Source organism: Proteus sp. GOKU (genome assembly GCF_015475555.1).
In the GTDB taxonomy this organism is placed as follows: Bacteria; Pseudomonadota; Gammaproteobacteria; order Enterobacterales; family Enterobacteriaceae; genus Proteus; species Proteus mirabilis_B.
Window position 1 is genome coordinate 2,034,558 of sequence record NZ_CP034105.1, and the last position, 16,771, is coordinate 2,051,328.

The 16,771-nt window shown below is 36.6% G+C and carries 14 protein-coding genes; 4 read left to right on the forward strand and 10 right to left on the reverse strand.

Annotated features, from left to right (window positions below; genetic code table 11):
- Positions 1-160 precede the first annotated feature (160 nt).
- The 6 genes from EHE21_RS09500 to EHE21_RS09525 all read right to left on the reverse strand — a co-directional run bounded on the left by EHE21_RS09500 (position 161) and on the right by EHE21_RS09525 (position 6,103).
- Complete coding sequence (locus EHE21_RS09500; protein ID WP_075673103.1) at positions 161-475, reverse strand: AzlD domain-containing protein; 315 nt, start codon at positions 473-475, stop codon at positions 161-163.
- Positions 472-1,185, reverse strand: coding sequence for an AzlC family ABC transporter permease (locus tag EHE21_RS09505; RefSeq protein WP_228766764.1), 714 nt, complete (start codon positions 1,183-1,185; stop codon positions 472-474). Before EHE21_RS09505 ends, EHE21_RS09500 begins: the two co-directional genes overlap by 4 nt.
- Positions 1,186-1,314: 129 nt before the next feature.
- Positions 1,315-2,169 carry an AraC family transcriptional regulator gene (locus tag EHE21_RS09510; protein ID WP_194952542.1) on the reverse strand — a complete coding sequence of 285 codons (855 nt, stop codon included), beginning with the start codon at positions 2,167-2,169 and terminating at the stop codon, positions 1,315-1,317.
- 82 nt (positions 2,170-2,251) lie between these two features.
- Positions 2,252-3,262, reverse strand: a complete 1,011-nt coding sequence (locus EHE21_RS09515) for a LacI family DNA-binding transcriptional regulator (RefSeq protein WP_194952543.1) — start codon at positions 3,260-3,262, stop codon at positions 2,252-2,254.
- Between the two features lie 63 nt (positions 3,263-3,325).
- Entirely contained in the window at positions 3,326-4,732 is a 1,407-nt protein-coding gene (locus EHE21_RS09520) for a sucrose-6-phosphate hydrolase (RefSeq protein WP_194952544.1), read from the reverse strand.
- Complete coding sequence (locus EHE21_RS09525; RefSeq protein WP_088495538.1) at positions 4,733-6,103, reverse strand: sucrose-specific PTS transporter subunit IIBC; 1,371 nt, start codon at positions 6,101-6,103, stop codon at positions 4,733-4,735.
- A gap of 677 nt (positions 6,104-6,780) precedes the next feature.
- Here EHE21_RS09525 and dmsA point away from each other — a divergent pair.
- The 4 genes from dmsA (at position 6,781) to EHE21_RS09545 (ending at position 12,048) form a co-directional block, all read left to right on the forward strand.
- Positions 6,781-9,219, forward strand: a complete 2,439-nt coding sequence (dmsA, locus tag EHE21_RS09530) for a dimethylsulfoxide reductase subunit A (RefSeq protein ID WP_194952545.1) — start codon at positions 6,781-6,783, stop codon at positions 9,217-9,219.
- Between the two features lie 11 nt (positions 9,220-9,230).
- Positions 9,231-9,848, forward strand: a complete 618-nt coding sequence (locus EHE21_RS09535) for a DMSO/selenate family reductase complex B subunit (protein ID WP_023582154.1) — start codon at positions 9,231-9,233, stop codon at positions 9,846-9,848.
- Position 9,849: 1 nt separating this feature from the next.
- The gene (locus EHE21_RS09540) at positions 9,850-10,713 is read left to right on the forward strand and encodes a DmsC/YnfH family molybdoenzyme membrane anchor subunit (protein ID WP_194952546.1); all 864 of its coding nucleotides are present in this window, start codon (positions 9,850-9,852) and stop codon (positions 10,711-10,713) included.
- Positions 10,714-11,055: 342 nt separating this feature from the next.
- A complete protein-coding gene (locus EHE21_RS09545; protein ID WP_088495522.1) occupies positions 11,056-12,048 on the forward strand; it encodes a tyrosine-type recombinase/integrase in 993 nt (330 codons plus the stop codon).
- Between the two features lie 108 nt (positions 12,049-12,156).
- Here the strand turns inward: EHE21_RS09545 and EHE21_RS09550 are convergent, their stop codons facing one another.
- The 4 genes from EHE21_RS09550 to EHE21_RS09565 all read right to left on the reverse strand — a co-directional run bounded on the left by EHE21_RS09550 (position 12,157) and on the right by EHE21_RS09565 (position 16,684).
- Complete coding sequence (locus tag EHE21_RS09550) at positions 12,157-13,608, reverse strand: AMP nucleosidase (protein ID WP_194952547.1); 1,452 nt, start codon at positions 13,606-13,608, stop codon at positions 12,157-12,159.
- A 65-nt stretch (positions 13,609-13,673) separates the two neighbouring features.
- Complete coding sequence (locus tag EHE21_RS09555) at positions 13,674-14,963, reverse strand: hypothetical protein (protein WP_194952548.1); 1,290 nt, start codon at positions 14,961-14,963, stop codon at positions 13,674-13,676.
- Between the two features lie 135 nt (positions 14,964-15,098).
- Positions 15,099-16,007, reverse strand: coding sequence for an AEC family transporter (locus tag EHE21_RS09560; RefSeq protein ID WP_194952549.1), 909 nt, complete (start codon positions 16,005-16,007; stop codon positions 15,099-15,101).
- 191 nt (positions 16,008-16,198) lie between these two features.
- Positions 16,199-16,684, reverse strand: a complete 486-nt coding sequence (locus tag EHE21_RS09565) for a GNAT family N-acetyltransferase (RefSeq protein ID WP_194952615.1) — start codon at positions 16,682-16,684, stop codon at positions 16,199-16,201.
- Positions 16,685-16,771 lie beyond the last annotated feature (87 nt).

Consider the following 16,771-nt stretch of genomic DNA (forward strand, 5'->3'; position numbering starts at 1 on the left):
TAAAAGTGAGAGGTGAAACGAGTCGAATAAAGAATGGTGATTAAGAAAAGAGAGGTAGAATCAGCCGTTCAAAGACGGCTGAAAAAATAACAACTTATATTATTACAGAAATGATAATTTTAAAATGTAAATGTCATGTTAAATAAAATCACCTTGATATTTAGTTTAACAAGGCATTGAGCAGATAAAAACCCACTAATGTGAGTAACACCACCACTAAGGTATTACGTATTTTAAGTGCTAATCCTACACATAATAAGGTTCCCCAAAGATAAGGATTATCTAAGATACCTTTAAATTCGCCCTTCTCTAACAGTACGATTGGCGCACAAATTGCTGTTAATAAACAAGGCGCAGAATATCCTAATGCTTGTCTGATCACTGACGGTAATTTGACGGGGATCGCCGGTTCAAGAAAGAAATAACGCAACATGAAAATGACCAGTGCCAAAATTAATAATAACGACCATGTCATTTTTGTTCTCCTCTTGCTCTAGCTACACAAACAGCAATAAACATGCCTGTTAATCCACCAATAACTACGCCACCTTCTATATTCAACCAACTGAAAATAATTGAGAGACAAAAAGAGACAATAACACCCACTAACGTGCTAAATGTTTTTATTAACGGAATAACAATCGCCAATAAAGTAGCAACAATAGAAAAATCAAGATGATAACGAGATAAGTCAGAAACTTGGCTTGCCATAATAATACCGACAATACTGACAGCTACCCACGCTAAATAAAAACATAATCCCGCACCTATCATATAAGCAGGTGTGAGTTTTACTTTAGGTTGTGCTGAAACAGCAAAAAGCTCATCCGTTAATAAAAAGCCTATCGTAATACGTTGGTACCATTTTAAATGGGCAACATGTGGACGTAAGGTCAACCCGTATAAAAGATGTTGTGCTGTAATAAAAAAAACAGAAACAATAATAGTCAGCATTCCTGCACCAGAAACCACTAATCCTAGTGTGACTAGTTGTGCTGCTCCTGCAAATATAATTGCAGACATTCCGACACTTTGTGCAAAGGTTAACCCTGCATCAACCGCCATTGAGCCCGCTAATATTCCCCAAGGAATAACTGCAAGGCATAAAGGCAAAACATGCAAAGCACCAAGGCCGAAAGCACGCATTACTTGCCCATCTTCATTATTATTTTTGATTTTTTCCATTTACCTGTCTTCACTTCTAATACATTAATTCTATGGAGAATGATTATCAGTCAGTAAAGATAAATGGGATTGTATAAAATTGCTATTTTGTTTTTTTATTACGCTGTACTTTTTTACTGTCATTTATTTTTACGATAATAAAGGGGATTTTAAAGAGGATGACAATCGAAGCCCTTTTAAATAATTACCCGGCGTGACACCAATGGCATTTTTAAAATGGCGATGGAAATGGCTTTGATCCGAAAAGCCACAAAGTTGTGTGACATCAGAAAGCGTATGACCTAAAGAAAGTAACTGTCTTGCTTTGCGAATTCGCGCTTGAATAAGCCAAGCGTGAGGCGTCATACCAATCTCTTTTTTAAATTGACGTAGAAAATGCCAAGGGCTTAAATTTACCATCTCCGCTAAGGTATTAAGTGAAAATTCATTTTCGGGTGCGTCATTCATTAATTCACTTACCCATTGCAACCGTTGCCCTATTGCACTCAACGGCTTTTCTTGAATTCGTGTTTTGCTATAACGCAATATCAACATTGCCATTGTTGAAAGTAACAGCGACTCTTTAAGTAGAAAATTATTAGGTTGTTCTAATAATGAAAAGAGCAATAAAAGCTGCTGGCTTAAACCTGGATCGTGAATAACGGCATCTGGAAACCACGGTGTTGAACCACGTTCTTGTTGCAAATCACGCGTTAATGTTTGCAGATATTCTGGTGTGGGATAAATAGCTTGATACGCCCAGCCAGATTCAACCGCAGAAGAGCCTGTGTGGATTTCATCTGCATTGACAATAATGATATCGCCTTTAGGTGCGATATGTTCGCTTCCTGTTCGATAAAACTGTTGTGCGCCATCGTCAATAACTCCGATACAAAAGCCTTCATGAGTATGGCGCGAGAAAGTTTGATGTAGATATTCAGCTTGCAGATAAGCAAGGCTATTAAGCTCAGGAAGGTGAATAAGTCTAGCCTGCTCTTGTCGCATTGAATATTGACTCCATCAACAATAAAAATCATCAGCTTGTATCATAAACACTATACTGATGATTGCATAAAATTGCTCAATCTTACTCATGCCGTTGATGAATTTTTGCTGGAACAAAAATTTGATGAACTTCTAAATTTGTCTGGTTAATTAGTCCCATAACCAGTCGGAAACAGTGTGACGCTAATTCAGGATTATTTTGTGCAACAGTATCTATTGGTATTGATAATGAATCATACAAATAGTGATCATCAAAACCTGCTAAATAGACTTCATTTTGCATAATTTTATTTTGACTTAGATAGCGCAACACGCCATCTAATAAGCCACAAGCAGAAGTAAAAACAAACTTAGGCGATCGCCCTAGCGATGCACACAAAGAGCCAAACATTTCATAACCTGAACTTGGGTGATAATGCCCATGAATGATCCACTCTGATTTCAGATTAATATTTGCTTGTGAAAGCCCTTGCGTAAAACCTAAAAGACGATCTTTAGTCGGTGAAAGCGTTGATTGTCCACCTAAAAAGTAAAACTCATCAATGCCTTTTGTCGAAGCAATTTCTGCAATAAGTTGTTGTGTTGCCGTAATTGAATCGGTGACAACAAAAGGCAGTGTTGTTCCTTCAAAATAACGGTCAAATAACACAACAGGTATTTGTTTACTTAAACGTTGATATTCAACATCGCTTTGTAAACAAGAAGCGACAATCAAACCGTCGATTTGTCGTGATAATAGATGTTCTATTGCTAGCGTTTCTTGAGCCGCATTTTCATCAGTACAAGAAATAAGTAATTGAATACCCGCTTCTCTACATAATATTTCTAGCTCATAAGCCACGGAAGCAAAACCATAATTAGTAATATCAGGAATAACTAATCCCAACGCATAACTACGATTATCACGTAAAGAGCGAGCGTGAATATTAGGTTGATACTGATATTGTTCCGCAATGGTCGTAATACGCGCAATGGTATCATCAGAAACACGCATCTCTTTACCTCGGCCATTTAACACTAAACTTGCCGTTGTTTTTGAAACACCCGCTAATTTTGCAATATCGGTGATCGTGATACGTTTTTGTTTTTTCACTGTTATTCTACTTAATGTCACGTTCGCTGAACTTAAACTGTTTTATCGTTTATATAGTCGTATTTAACTAAGTAATGCATTCTTTAGTTGCCAAGTTGTGAGGTTTATTGTGTCTTTCCCCAAGAAACAGATAGTCTGTTTTTCTGAAGGAAAAAAACGGCTACTCATCACGCCAGCTCCACCATTAAAGAAAATTTCCACACTAGAATTATCACATAATATTTGAAGATGTTTTATATCACCAGACCAGAAACGTGATTGCCACTCTCCGTTTTTGACACTACGGCGTTTTAACACGGCTTGGTTGTTTTTAATAGTGAAAACAAGAGTATCAGAAAAATGAATAGCGAGAGAGCCGAATAGTTCTACTTCAAGTTCAAACGAAAATCCATTAATGTCTGGCGCATCATCAGCCAAACCTTGCCAATATACTGGCTTTTGTCTGAGTTGCTGTAACTCTTTTACGGGTTGTTGATAAAGCTTATTTTCTTTTATATATAATTCACGAGGGCATGTCATTTGATGTATCCAACCATTAGCAATAGTCGGTTGATACATTTCTTCTCCATCAGGAACCCCCATCCAACCAAATAATAGACGTCTACCATTAGCTAGTGTTGTTTGAGGTGCATAAAATTCAAAACCAGCATCTAGCTCAATTAAATCACCATATTGGAATTGCAGGGTTGAATAATCAAAATCTCCTATTAAATAGGCGCTAGGGTGAGAATTTAAAAATCGATGTTGCTCTTTTTTTATTCCCTGAGGACAAGCTAATAAAATAAAGTGTCCATCAAGCTCAAAGAGATCTGGGCATTCCCACATATAACCCACGTCATTTAAACCACCTAAATGACTTCCGGCTAACTCGCCGACTAATTGCCATTGATATAAGTGAGATGCACGATAAAGTAAAACTTTACCCTGTTTATCTAACGTTTGTGCGCCTAATACCATGTACCATACATTGTTATATTGCCAAATTTTAGGATCACGAACATGACCACTATAACCTTCTGGTAGCCCTAAGACTGGCCCTAACTTATCAAAACCTCCTTGTTTATTTTCTACGGCTAAACATTGCCAAGCTGTGCGTGAGCCATCTTCAAATTTTACATTACCGGTATAACAAAGAGTTAATTGCCCTTGATGGATCACCGCACTACCAGAATAACAGCCATCTTTGTCATAAAATTCATCAGGCAATAACGCAATGGGTTGATGTTGCCAAGTAATAAGATCCTTTGAACGCCAGTGCCCCCAACATTTATTTTTATGCTCACAAGACAAAGGGTTCCACTGATAAAACAGATGATAGTATTCACCATCAAAGCAAAATCCATTGGGATCATTTAATAATCCCGTTACTGGTGCTAAATGCCAATGAGGATAGTATTTATCTTTTACAGCTTTAGTACTATTACGCATAACCGCTTGTAAAATTGCAGATAACCCTTCGCTTTTTATCATTTATGCAGACTCCACTTTATATTTCAGTAAAAGAGAAAGAACAAAGGCTGTTAAGAATGCAATCACTAAACCAATAACATAATTCATAATTGAACCTGCTTGTACAATCGCGATACCCGGAATAGCAGTAAGACCAACCGCGGTCATATAAACATGAGAACCGACAACCCAAGCGCCTCCAGCAGCACCGCCAATTAACGCAGCAATAAACGGTTTTCCATAACGTAAATTAATCCCGAAAATTGCCGCTTCAGTGATACCTAACATAGCGGAAAAACCTGATGGGATTGTGATAGCTTTAATTTTTGCATCATTGGTTTTAAACCAAACGGCAATACAAGCACCACCTTGAGCAATATTCGCCATTGCCCAAATAGGTAATAAGAAATTAACCCCAATATTAGGATTGCCTAGTAAACCGGCTTCAACCGCATGAAAACTATGATGGATGCCTGTAATAACAATCACAGAGTAGAGTCCACCAAAAATCAGCCCCGCAATCCAGCCGGCTTGTGTAATCAAGGTACTTAAGATTAATGAAATACCATCGCCTAAAAGACGACCGACTGGGCCAATGACTAATAACGCAACAAATCCCGAAATAATAACGGTTAAAAATGGAGTGATAATTAAGTCTAGGGCGTTAGGAACAACTTTACGTAATTGTTTTTCCAATACACTCATAAACCAAACGGCAAGTAATACTGGGAAAACAGTGCCTTGATAACCAATCATGGCAACTTCTAATCCAAAGAAATTCATGGTGTTAAAACCCGCAGCAACACCCCACGCATTAGTTAATGCGGGATGCGTTAAAATTCCGCCGAGTGTCGCACCAAGATAAGGGTTTCCGCCAAACTCTTTTGCGGCTGTGAAACCAATTAAAATAGGTAAAATAATAAATGCCGCAGAGCTACACATATCAAGCATGATATAGAGTGCATTATCAGGACTTACCCATTGGTTAGTTTTCATTAATCCCAATAATCCCATTAATAAACCTGACGCTACAATGGCGGGAATAATGGGTACAAATATATTAGAAAGCAGCCTTGCTATTCGTTGAAATGGATTGAGCTTTTTAGCCGCAATATTGGCAGCTTCGGATTTACTTGATTCACCAATACCCGCTGCCGCAATAAATGCAGCATGTACTTTATTAACGAGACCTGTGCCAAAGATAACCTGAATTTGTCCTGCATTACTAAAACACCCTTTCACACCCTCTAATTTATTTATTGCTTCTTTATCTGCTTTTGAGTCATCAACAAGAACAAGCCTTAAGCGCGTAGCGCAATGTGCTGCACTTGCGATATTTTCAGCACCACCTAATAAAGGCACAAGCTGGTGAGCAACTTTTTCAATATTCATCATAGCCTCTGTCATTCTTTTTTATTTATGTAGCGAGTATTAGTTTAATTACAAAAACTAAACCGGTTTAGCTAACAACTAGATTAAATAAAAATCAATTCAAGATAGCAATAAAAACTCAGGTAAAGGGTATTTAATTGTGATCTAAACTACAAAAAAGCGTGTTTATTAATCAAATTAAGACCTCTAAAAGTAATTAACAATATCGGAAAGCTAAACAAATTTTAATTTTTGTTTAGCTAAATAGGTTAATTGGTTGTTAGATAATTATAGCTTCTAAAAATGATAGCTAAAGATTAATAAAAATGACTATTGGACTAAGAAAATCATATAGATAGAAACAAGAAAATACGCCCAACAAATGTTACTGATAACATCAAAACACTTAATTAATCGTTATATATTTATTTATATAAAGCTATTAATCAAATGATTAAATATAACTAATACAAAAGCTTAAGATGACCTTAAAAACTGGTAACACTTGTAATAAATCACTTTTCTTTGATGTAAAGCAACTACAACTTTTAGAAAATACGTAGTATCCACATTAACAGTTGGGTTTTATTGCCTACGTTAAAGTGCTTATTTCTTAACAACAATAACAATAATTATTTCTTTATAAGCTTGTTAGCTTCTATTTTTTCTTAAAATGTAAATAATCAAGTGAGTAATGTATGAAAAACATCAAAGAGATGGCGTTACTTTCCACTCCTTTATCTCGCCGTCGTTTTGTCAAAACGGGTGCAGCGGGTGGTTTAGCAATAACCGCTGGTGGATTATCACTCCCCTTTAATCAAGCCGTTGCCTCAGAAACAAAACCAGCAACCAACAGTGAAAAAGTCGTGTGGAGCGCCTGTACTGTAAACTGCGGTAGCCGTTGTCCATTACGTATGCATGTGGTTGATGGTGAAATTAAGTACGTCGAAACTGACAACACTGGCAATGATGTCTACGAAGAATTACACCAAGTTCGTGCCTGTTTACGTGGCCGTTCTATGCGTCGTCGCGTTTATAATCCAGACCGTTTACGTTACCCGATGAAACGTGTAGGTAAACGCGGTGAAGGTAAGTTTGAACGTATTTCATGGGATGAAGCATTTGATACTATTTCAAATACCATGAAACGTTTAATTAAAGATTATGGTAATGAATCTATTTATCTAAACTACGGCACTGGTACTTTAGGTGGCACCATGACGAAGTCTTGGCCACCAGGTGCAACATTAATTGCACGTTTAATGAACTGTTGTGGTGGTTATCTTAATCACTATGGTGACTATAGTACGGCGCAAATCGCGGCTGGCTTAAACTATACCTATGGTGGTTGGGCAGATGGTAATAGCCCTTCAGATATTGAAAACACCAAACTCGTCGTGATGTTCGGTAATAATCCGGGCGAAACACGTATGAGTGGTGGCGGTGTTACCTATTACGTTGAGCAAGCGCGTGAAAAATCTGATGCTCGAATGATTATCATCGATCCACGCTATACCGATACAGGTGCAGGCCGTGAAGATGAATGGATACCTATTCGTCCGGGAACAGATGCTGCATTAGTCAATGCTCTAGCTTATGTCATGATCAAAGAAGACTTAGTTGATAAGCCTTTCTTAGATAAATATTGTGTTGGTTACGATGAAACCACTATGCCCGAAGGTGCGCCAAAAAATGGTCACTATAAGGCCTATATTTTAGGTGATGGCGCAGATGGTCAGCCCAAAACCCCAGAATGGGCAGCGCAGATCACCGGTATTCCTGCTTCACGTATTGTTAAATTAGCACGTGAAATCGCAACAGCGAAACCAGCTTATATTACACAAGGCTGGGGACCTCAACGCCGTTCTAACGGTGAGCTTGCTTCTCGCGCTATTGCGATGCTCTCTATTTTAACGGGTAATGTGGGAATTAACGGCGGTAATACTGGTGCTCGTGAAGGCTCTTACAGTATTCCTTTTGTTCGTATGCCGACTTTAACTAACCCTGTCACCACCAGCATTTCCATGTTTATGTGGACGGATGCTATTTTACGTGGTCCTGAAATGACCGCGACCCGTGATGGTGTTCGTGGTAAAGACAAACTTGATGTACCTATCAAAATGGTATGGAACTACGCGGGTAACTGCTTAGTTAACCAGCATTCTGAAATCAATCGTACTCATGATATTTTGCAAGACGATAAAAAATGCGAAATGATTGTGGTGATTGATAACCACATGACAGCATCTGCTAAATATGCCGACATTCTACTTCCTGATTGCACCGCATCAGAACAGATGGATTTCTGTATGGATGCTTCAGCGGGTAATATGGCTTATGTTATTTTCGCTGATCAGGCAATCAAACCTCGCTTTGAAAGTCGCAATATCTATGAAATGACAAGCGAAATTGCAAAACGTATGGGTGTGGGTGAAAAATTCACTGAAAACCGTACTCAAGAAGAGTGGTTACGTCATCTTTACGAGCAATCTCGTCAAAACTTACCTGAACTGCCGACTTTTGAAGAATTCCGTGCTCAAGGTATCTTCAAAAAACGCGATCCTGAAGGTCATCACGTTGCCTATCGCAAATTCCGTGAAGATCCTGAAAATAACCCATTAACCACGCCATCAGGCAAAATTGAGATTTATTCTTCTCAACTTGCCAACATTAAAGCGACATGGGAACTGGCGTCTGACGATGTGATTGATCCACTGCCTGTCTATTCCGCTGGCTTTGAAAGTTATGGCGATCCGACAATGGAAAAATATCCATTACAAATGACAGGATTCCACTATAAATCACGCACTCACTCAACTTATGGCAACGTTGATGTCTTAAAAGCAGCTTGCCCTCAAGAAATGTGGATCAACCCTGTTGATGCCTCTAAACGCGGTATCAAACACGGTGATTTAGTGCGTATTTATAACGATCGTGGTGAAGTTCGAATTAATGCAAAAGTCACACCTCGTATTTTACCGGGCGTTGTCGGTTTAAGTGAGGGGGCTTGGTATAACCCAGATAGCAACCGTATCGATCATGCAGGTAGCATTAACGTGTTAACGACACAACGCCCTTCACCTCTCGCTAAGGGTAATCCTTCTCACAGTAATCTTGTTGAAGTCGTCAAGGCGTAAGGAGTCTGGTTATGTCAACGCAATATGGTTTTTATATTGATTCAAGTCGTTGCACCGGCTGCAAAACCTGCGAACTGGCGTGCAAGGATTTTAAAAATTTATCCCCTGAGGTCAATTTCCGCCGTATCTATGAATATGCAGGTGGTGATTGGACAGAGCAAGATGGTGTTTATACACAAAACGTTTTTGCTTATTACTTATCTATTTCGTGTAACCACTGTGACGATCCCGCTTGTGCCAAAGTTTGCCCAAGTGGTGCGATGCATAAACGTGAAGATGGCTTTGTTGTCGTTAACGAAGATATTTGTATCGGTTGTCGCTATTGCCATATGGCTTGCCCTTACGGCGCTCCGCAATTTGATGAAGTCAAAGGTCATATGACCAAATGTGATGGTTGCTATGAACGTGTAGCCGAAGGCAAAAAACCAATTTGTGTCGAATCTTGCCCACTGCGTGCATTAGATATGGCACCGATTGAAGAGTTACGCGCTAAATATGGTGATTTAGCTGAAATCGCCCCGCTTCCTTCAGCAAAATACACCAAGCCAAATATTGTCCTTAAATTAAATGCCAATAGCCGTCCTGTGGGTGATACCACTGGTCATCTGGCAAACCCAGAGGAGGTGTAAGATGGTGGGATTGCATGAATGGCCACTAATGTTTTTTACCGTTATCGGTCAAAGTGTTGCTGGCGCTTTTATTATTATGGGATGCGCTATTCTTTCGGGTAAGCTTTCAGCAGAAATGAACCGAAAAGTGCATTACAGCATGTTTGGTCTTTGGGCATTAATGGGTATTGGTTTCTTGCTCTCCATGATGCATATGGGAACGCCATTACGTGCATTTAACTCATTGCTTCGTTTTGGTCACTCATCATTAAGTAATGAAATTGCCAGCGGTTCAATTTTCTTTGCACTGGGTGGTATTTACTGGTTACTGGCTGTACTTAATAAAATGCCGGCTGCATTAGGTAAATTATGGGTCGCGCTGGTTATGGTATTAGCCGCATTATTTATTACGGCTATCTCTCGTGTATACCAAATTGATACTGTTCCAACGTGGTATAACAGCTACACCACATTTAATTTTGTGCTGACAGCCTTTATCGGTGGCCCTATTTTAGCGGCACTTTTAATGCGGATTGCAGGCTTTAATCTAAACTGCGTCAGTGCATTGCCATTATTAAGTGTTATCGCAATTGTTGTGAGTGCCATTGTGGCAACATCACAAGGTTTTGAATTAGGTTCTATTCAAACCTCTGTACAAAAAGCGGTAGATTTAGTCCCTAACTATGGTGCTTTAATGGGAATTAATTTACCTTTAGAAACTGCTGCTCAAAATGCACTTGATGAAGTTAAAGCTATTAATGGTAGTGGCGGTGTTATCGTATTAGATAAAACAGGTAACTACACAATGAGTTTTAATTCTGAAGGTATGTATCGTGGCACAATTGGTAACGACGGAAAACCTGTTGTTGCAATTTATAAAGAGTAAATTTAAATAGCTATTGATTATTTCGCACCCAATTTTTGCCGTTATCTTCATTATTTTTAAGTCGATAAAAAGTGAAAGTTTTGGGTGCGAAAACGGTGTAATCACCCTTTTTCTCTTATTATTCTCTACTCTTTTTCCTAACGTCATTTATTACCGTTTTTTCCCTTAACTCAACTTGAAGACTATTCGCCCTAAAAAAGCTCACCAAACAATCAAATTGGTGGCAAAACAAACAAGATCGTTTCTACTTATTAAAATGATCCTTTGAAAAAGTAGCTTTTTTCTTTTTTGGATCTGTTAGAATATTCATTATGGTTATGTTGATTTAATAAGGAAATCACAGTGGAATTTCACCACGACGATCAGGAGTTAACACCTGAAACATCGCTAGTCTTGTCTGAAAAACAAGCATTATTGGATCTGAATGCAACATTCACCTCGCCCGCTCATACCAATCCTGCAATGGCATATTTAATGAGTTTAGGATCAAAACGTAGTCGTCAAACAATGGGATCGTTTTTAACTATTGTTGCTAAGATGATTGGTTTTTCTTCTCTTAAAAATTGCCAATGGGGAGCACTTCGTCGACATCATATTCAAGCTATTATTGATATGTTATCTGATGCCAATAAAGCCCCCGCCACTATCAATACTTATCTTGCTGCATTAAAAGGTGTCGCGTTAGAAGCTTGGGCAATGAAACAAATGGATACTGAAAGTTATCAGCATATCCGCCAAGTTAAATCGGTAAGAGGAAGTCGATTACCCAAAGGCAGAGCTCTAACTAGCAGTGAAATTCGTGCGTTATTTAGAAGTTGTGAAAAAGACAATTCATCGAAAGGTTTAAGAGATGCCGCAATATTAAGTGTGTTATTAGGTTGCGGATTACGTCGCTCAGAAATCGTCTCCATTAATTACGAGCATATTCAATTTCGTGATCAAGCTTTTCTTGTTAGAGGTAAAGGTAATAAAGAACGCATGTCTTATATGCCTGATGATACTTGGGATCGCGTTCAATTATGGATTGATGAAATAAGAGGCACACAAGATGGCCCTCTTTTCACTCGTATTCGCCGATTTGATGATGTCACCGATGAGCGGATCACCGATCAAGCCATTTACTATATTTTAGAAACTCGACAACAAGAAAGTGGTATTGATAAATTTGCTCCTCATGATCTACGAAGAACATTTGCCTCTGCAATGCTTGATAACGGTGAAGATATTGTCACTGTAAAAGATGCAATGGGACATGCCAGTATTATGACGACTCAACGTTATGATAGACGTGGAGATGATCGTTTAAGAAAAGCAGCTAGACATTTACGTTTTTAAGTTTTGTTTTTGAGTATCTTGCTTTTTAATAAGACAAAATACCCCCCAACTATAAACTAACTTCAAATTATAAGTCGTTTAAAACTGGGGGTTTCTTATTACTAAAGTTTATCTAAAAGGTGGTTCATTAAATGTTCTCAATTTACGAGAATGTAAGCTACCTTCCGCTTGTTTAAGCAACTCAATAGATTCAATACCAATCTGTAAATGCTCTGATACTGCACCTTCATAAAAATGGTTAGCCTGACCGGGTAATTTAATTTCGCCATGCAACGGTTTATCAGATACACATAATAATGTGCCGTAAGGAACTCGAAAACGATAACCTTGCGCTGCAATTGTTGCACTTTCCATATCAACAGCAACAGCGCGACTTAAGTTAAATCGTCTTGCTGAAACGGAAAAACGTAATTCCCAGTTACGATCGTCCGTTGTCACAACAGTTCCCGTTCTTAATCTTTGTTTTATTTCATGCCCCGGTTTTCCACTAATTATTTTTGTTGCGTCATACAGCGCACGTTGCACTTCAGCAATATTAGGAATTGGAATATCAGGTGGTAATACATCATCTAAAATATGATCATCTCGTAAATATGCATGTGCTAATACATAATCACCAAGTTGTTGGCTTTCACGTAAACCACCACAATGGCCAATCATTAACCAAACATGAGGACGTAAAATCGCTAAATGATCACAAATTGTTTTTGCATTTGAAGGCCCTACACCAATATTAACTAATGTTATTCCGGGGCCTTCTTTTGCAATTAAATGATAGGCTGGCATTTGATATTTTTTCCAAGTTAAATCGGATATTAACTTTTCAGGATCAACAGTTTCAGCCGTAATTTGTTGAAAACCAGCACAAGAAAGTGCGCAATATGGACTATTTTTATCTGCTACTTGCTCACAAGCCCAACGGACAAATTCATCAACATAGCGATTATAGTTAGTGAATAAAATATAAGGTTGAACATCTTCAGGCAATGTACCTGTGTAATGTTTTAAACGTGCCAACGAAAAATCTGTACGCAAGGCGTCAAAATGAGAAAGTGGTAAAATATCCCTATCACAAATTAATCCATCGGTAATTTCATCACCAATCTTAGATAAGTCAGTTGTCGGGAAATATTTAGCCAAAGAGGCACTCATTTTTCTATCAAAACCAACACCTGTTCCATCAATAACAAAAGGATAAGGAATTTCTTGTTTTGAGGCACTGACTTCAAAAGTTGTATAGTAGGCATCAGCAATAAGTTGCAATTGTTCTGATAAATAATTTTCAAATAAAGCGGGATTAGTAATAGTGGTAGAATAAGTTCCTGAGCGAGATAAACGCCCATAAGCTCTCGTTTTATCTTCTGTTTTTGTTTCACCAGACCAATATACCGTTAATTGAGGGTAAGCAAACAATCCTTCGGCTCTTTGTTTTACATCGGGTAATTTTCCAGATTGTGCATAATCAACAATTGCATTACGTAATGCATCAACGGCATTTTGATATTGTTGTTTTAGTTTGGTAATAACTGTTTGGATTTCAAGGTGATGAGGTTGCGACATAAAAAAAGCCTCTTACTTATTATTGATTTATAACCATAATAGCAAGAAGCCCCCTTTATCCCAAATCAAGATTTTAATAAACTGTATTCAACTTTACTTTCATTAGTTGAAATGGATAGTTTTTTCATTAGGTCAGGATTAAATTCAAATTTAATATTCATATTTTCTTCCAGCAAAGCAAATCTACTTCCTTTGTAATTAAATTTATCGCCAATTCTATCTGTTTTTCTTCTCTCTATTTCACTTTGATACAGAGCTAATGAAGCATCTAACGTTTCCTTTGATACAGGGGAATCGACAAAATTTTTCATATATAAATTCATAGAATTGTAATCAAAGTCATTTAAAATAAAATTTGATAGCTGACTCACTTTTTCAATATCAGATTCTGCAATTCTCTTTTTATTATTAACAATGATAGTGTATAAGTTACCTTCATTTTTTATATTAACAGATGTCTCTCCTGTAAAGGGGGAATACATTGAAGCAATCGGATCATGTTCTTCAAAAGAATCTTTTATCATTGGAAAAACACCTTGATTAAGCAACTCAAAAATAATCATAGTATCTTTATTATTTAATGGTTTTAATTTTCCCTCTAATACACTAATGTCAGATATATTTTCATTATTGAATTTTAAATCATATCTTGGAATATCTTTTTCTACCTGTTCCCTAAGGTTTTTGTACTTATGTTGATTTGCAGAATCATATATATTATCGATTAATTTCTTAGTATTAAGATTACCAAAATATTTTTCACTATTTTCTTTTAAATATTCACATTTATCATTAAATGATTTTTTCTCATCAAAACAATCAAGAGAAAAACCTTGTTTACTAAGAGGATTTTCATTAGCATCCATACACTCCATCAGAATCGCTCTAAATGCAATAAATTTTTCTTCAAAATTTATTTTTGTATTGTTTAATGTAGATAATTTATAATAGTTATTAATAAATGCGTCTAAATCTTCATTACTATAATTTTTTAAATCAAGATTTAGTTCATTTTTTATAGTTTCAATAAATGGCAAGATACTACTTTTAGACTTAATACTTTCATCTCCAAAATCAATCAGATAAAATATTTCATCATTATTCACACTATATTTGAAATTATTTTTATACTGTTCTCCAGCAAGTTTTTTTAGATGAAAGAAATCTTTATTTTTCTCAAAAATTGTTGCATCTTGGTTAAAGTAAATATTTTTAATTAAGGTTAATACTTTTTTTTGCTGACTAAACCCAAACCAATCTTTTATTTTTTCCCAAACACTCATTACATCAGACGGCGAATTATCTGATAATTTAGTTATTTTTTTATAATTGACACCTTCATTTAAAACCTTCATTTTAATTTTTCCATTTTTAACAAAATGAAAAATAAAGATAATAAAAAATATTATCTTTTTATATAAAAAAACATCACAAATTTATAGTTACTTAAAGATAAAGAATATTTCACTTAAATTGATGTCTCGAAAAAATTATCCTGATAGAAAACTTAATACGATAGGCAATGTAATTGCAGCAAACATTGTCTGAGATGTAATAATTCCCGCCATTAGTTCAGAGTCACCGCCTAATTGACGAGTTAAAATGTAAGAAGTTGGCGCTGTTGGAATAGAAAAGAAAATAACTAAAAGCATCATAACTAATGAAGATAGACCTAGAAAATAAGCAACGCTATATGCGATTACCGGTACTATAAGTAAACGGGTAACAGTGTTAATACCAATCATTTTGCTTTCTGCTTTTAGTGTTGATAGATGCAATGCTGCACCAATACAAATAAGGCCTAAAGGTAAACTCGTTGCGGCTAACAATTTCAAAAATTGATCGCTACCAAAAGGAAGCCCAACCCCTGACAAGTTTATTATGATGCCAATAACACAAGAGATAATTAAAGGGTTTTTTATGATAGGTAATATCAGCTGACGCAAAGTCACATTTTGCCCTGCTGTTAAACAAAGTACCGAGGTCACATTTGATAGGGGAACTAGTGTTGCTAAAATCAAAGCGGCTATTCCCAAACCTTCAACCCCAAATAAATCAGCAACAATTGCTAAACCTAAATAAGTGTTAAATCGAATATTGCCTTGAACAATTGCACCAAAGCGACCAGCAAACCACCCTGTTATTTTTTTCAAAATAACGCACAATATAGTGACAATTATGACAACAGAAAAAATAGCCCCAGCAAGGTGGGGTAATTGAGGATCCGATAAAGGTGCATTTGCCAAGCTATTTATCAATAAGGCAGGAAAAAGTAAAAAATAGTTAAGTTTTTCAGCTCCCACCCAAAATGCTGGTTCAAACGTTTTATTTCTTCTTAAAATTGCACCTAGCGCAATTAACGCAAATAACGGCCATAACGTTAATAACACATTTTGCATAATATTTATCCTAGATATACTGTGATACTTTACAATATCGCAACATCATGAGGATTGCTATTTTATGTTATTAATATAAAAGCTAATTCAAAAAATGATAAAAATAAATTTATACCGCATTTTAAGAATAGCTTTTTTATTATTAGTCCATTATAAAAACCATCCTTTAAAGATGATTAAAATACAATCAACTAATCTAAATCAATGTACATGCGGTAACAATGTAAATTTGCTTTCGCTAAATCAGAATAATAATCACGCTCTTCTAATGCTTTAAAACCCTGTTTTAAATAAAATAATACTGCATTAGGTGTTGCATCCAAAAACAATTTAGATTGCCCTCTCTTAATTGCCTCATGTTTCAGTTGCTTTAAAATTAGCCCTGCAAATCCTTTTCCCATGTATTCAGGCAATGTAAAAATAGCTTCAGCAAAACCAGTTTTAATATCTAAAAAACCCGAAGCAACAGGAATATTGTATTCTTGATAATCAATCACATAAAATGGATTATCAATAATAGCCTGCCGATATCCTTCAGGCATCTCATCAGGAGTCCAAGCGGCTAAAATCTCTGATGGATAAACATTTTCACAACCAAATCGCAATGCTTGATTTCGTAAATACCACAGCCTTTTTGCTTCCTGTGGTTCAGCGAGTCTAAGTTGAATCATACTCATTTCCATCTTATTCATTAGAATTAAGAGCCTCAAATTAGTGAAATAATTTATTCTAATATTGCCTTTTAAATTTTAATTTTTTAGTGT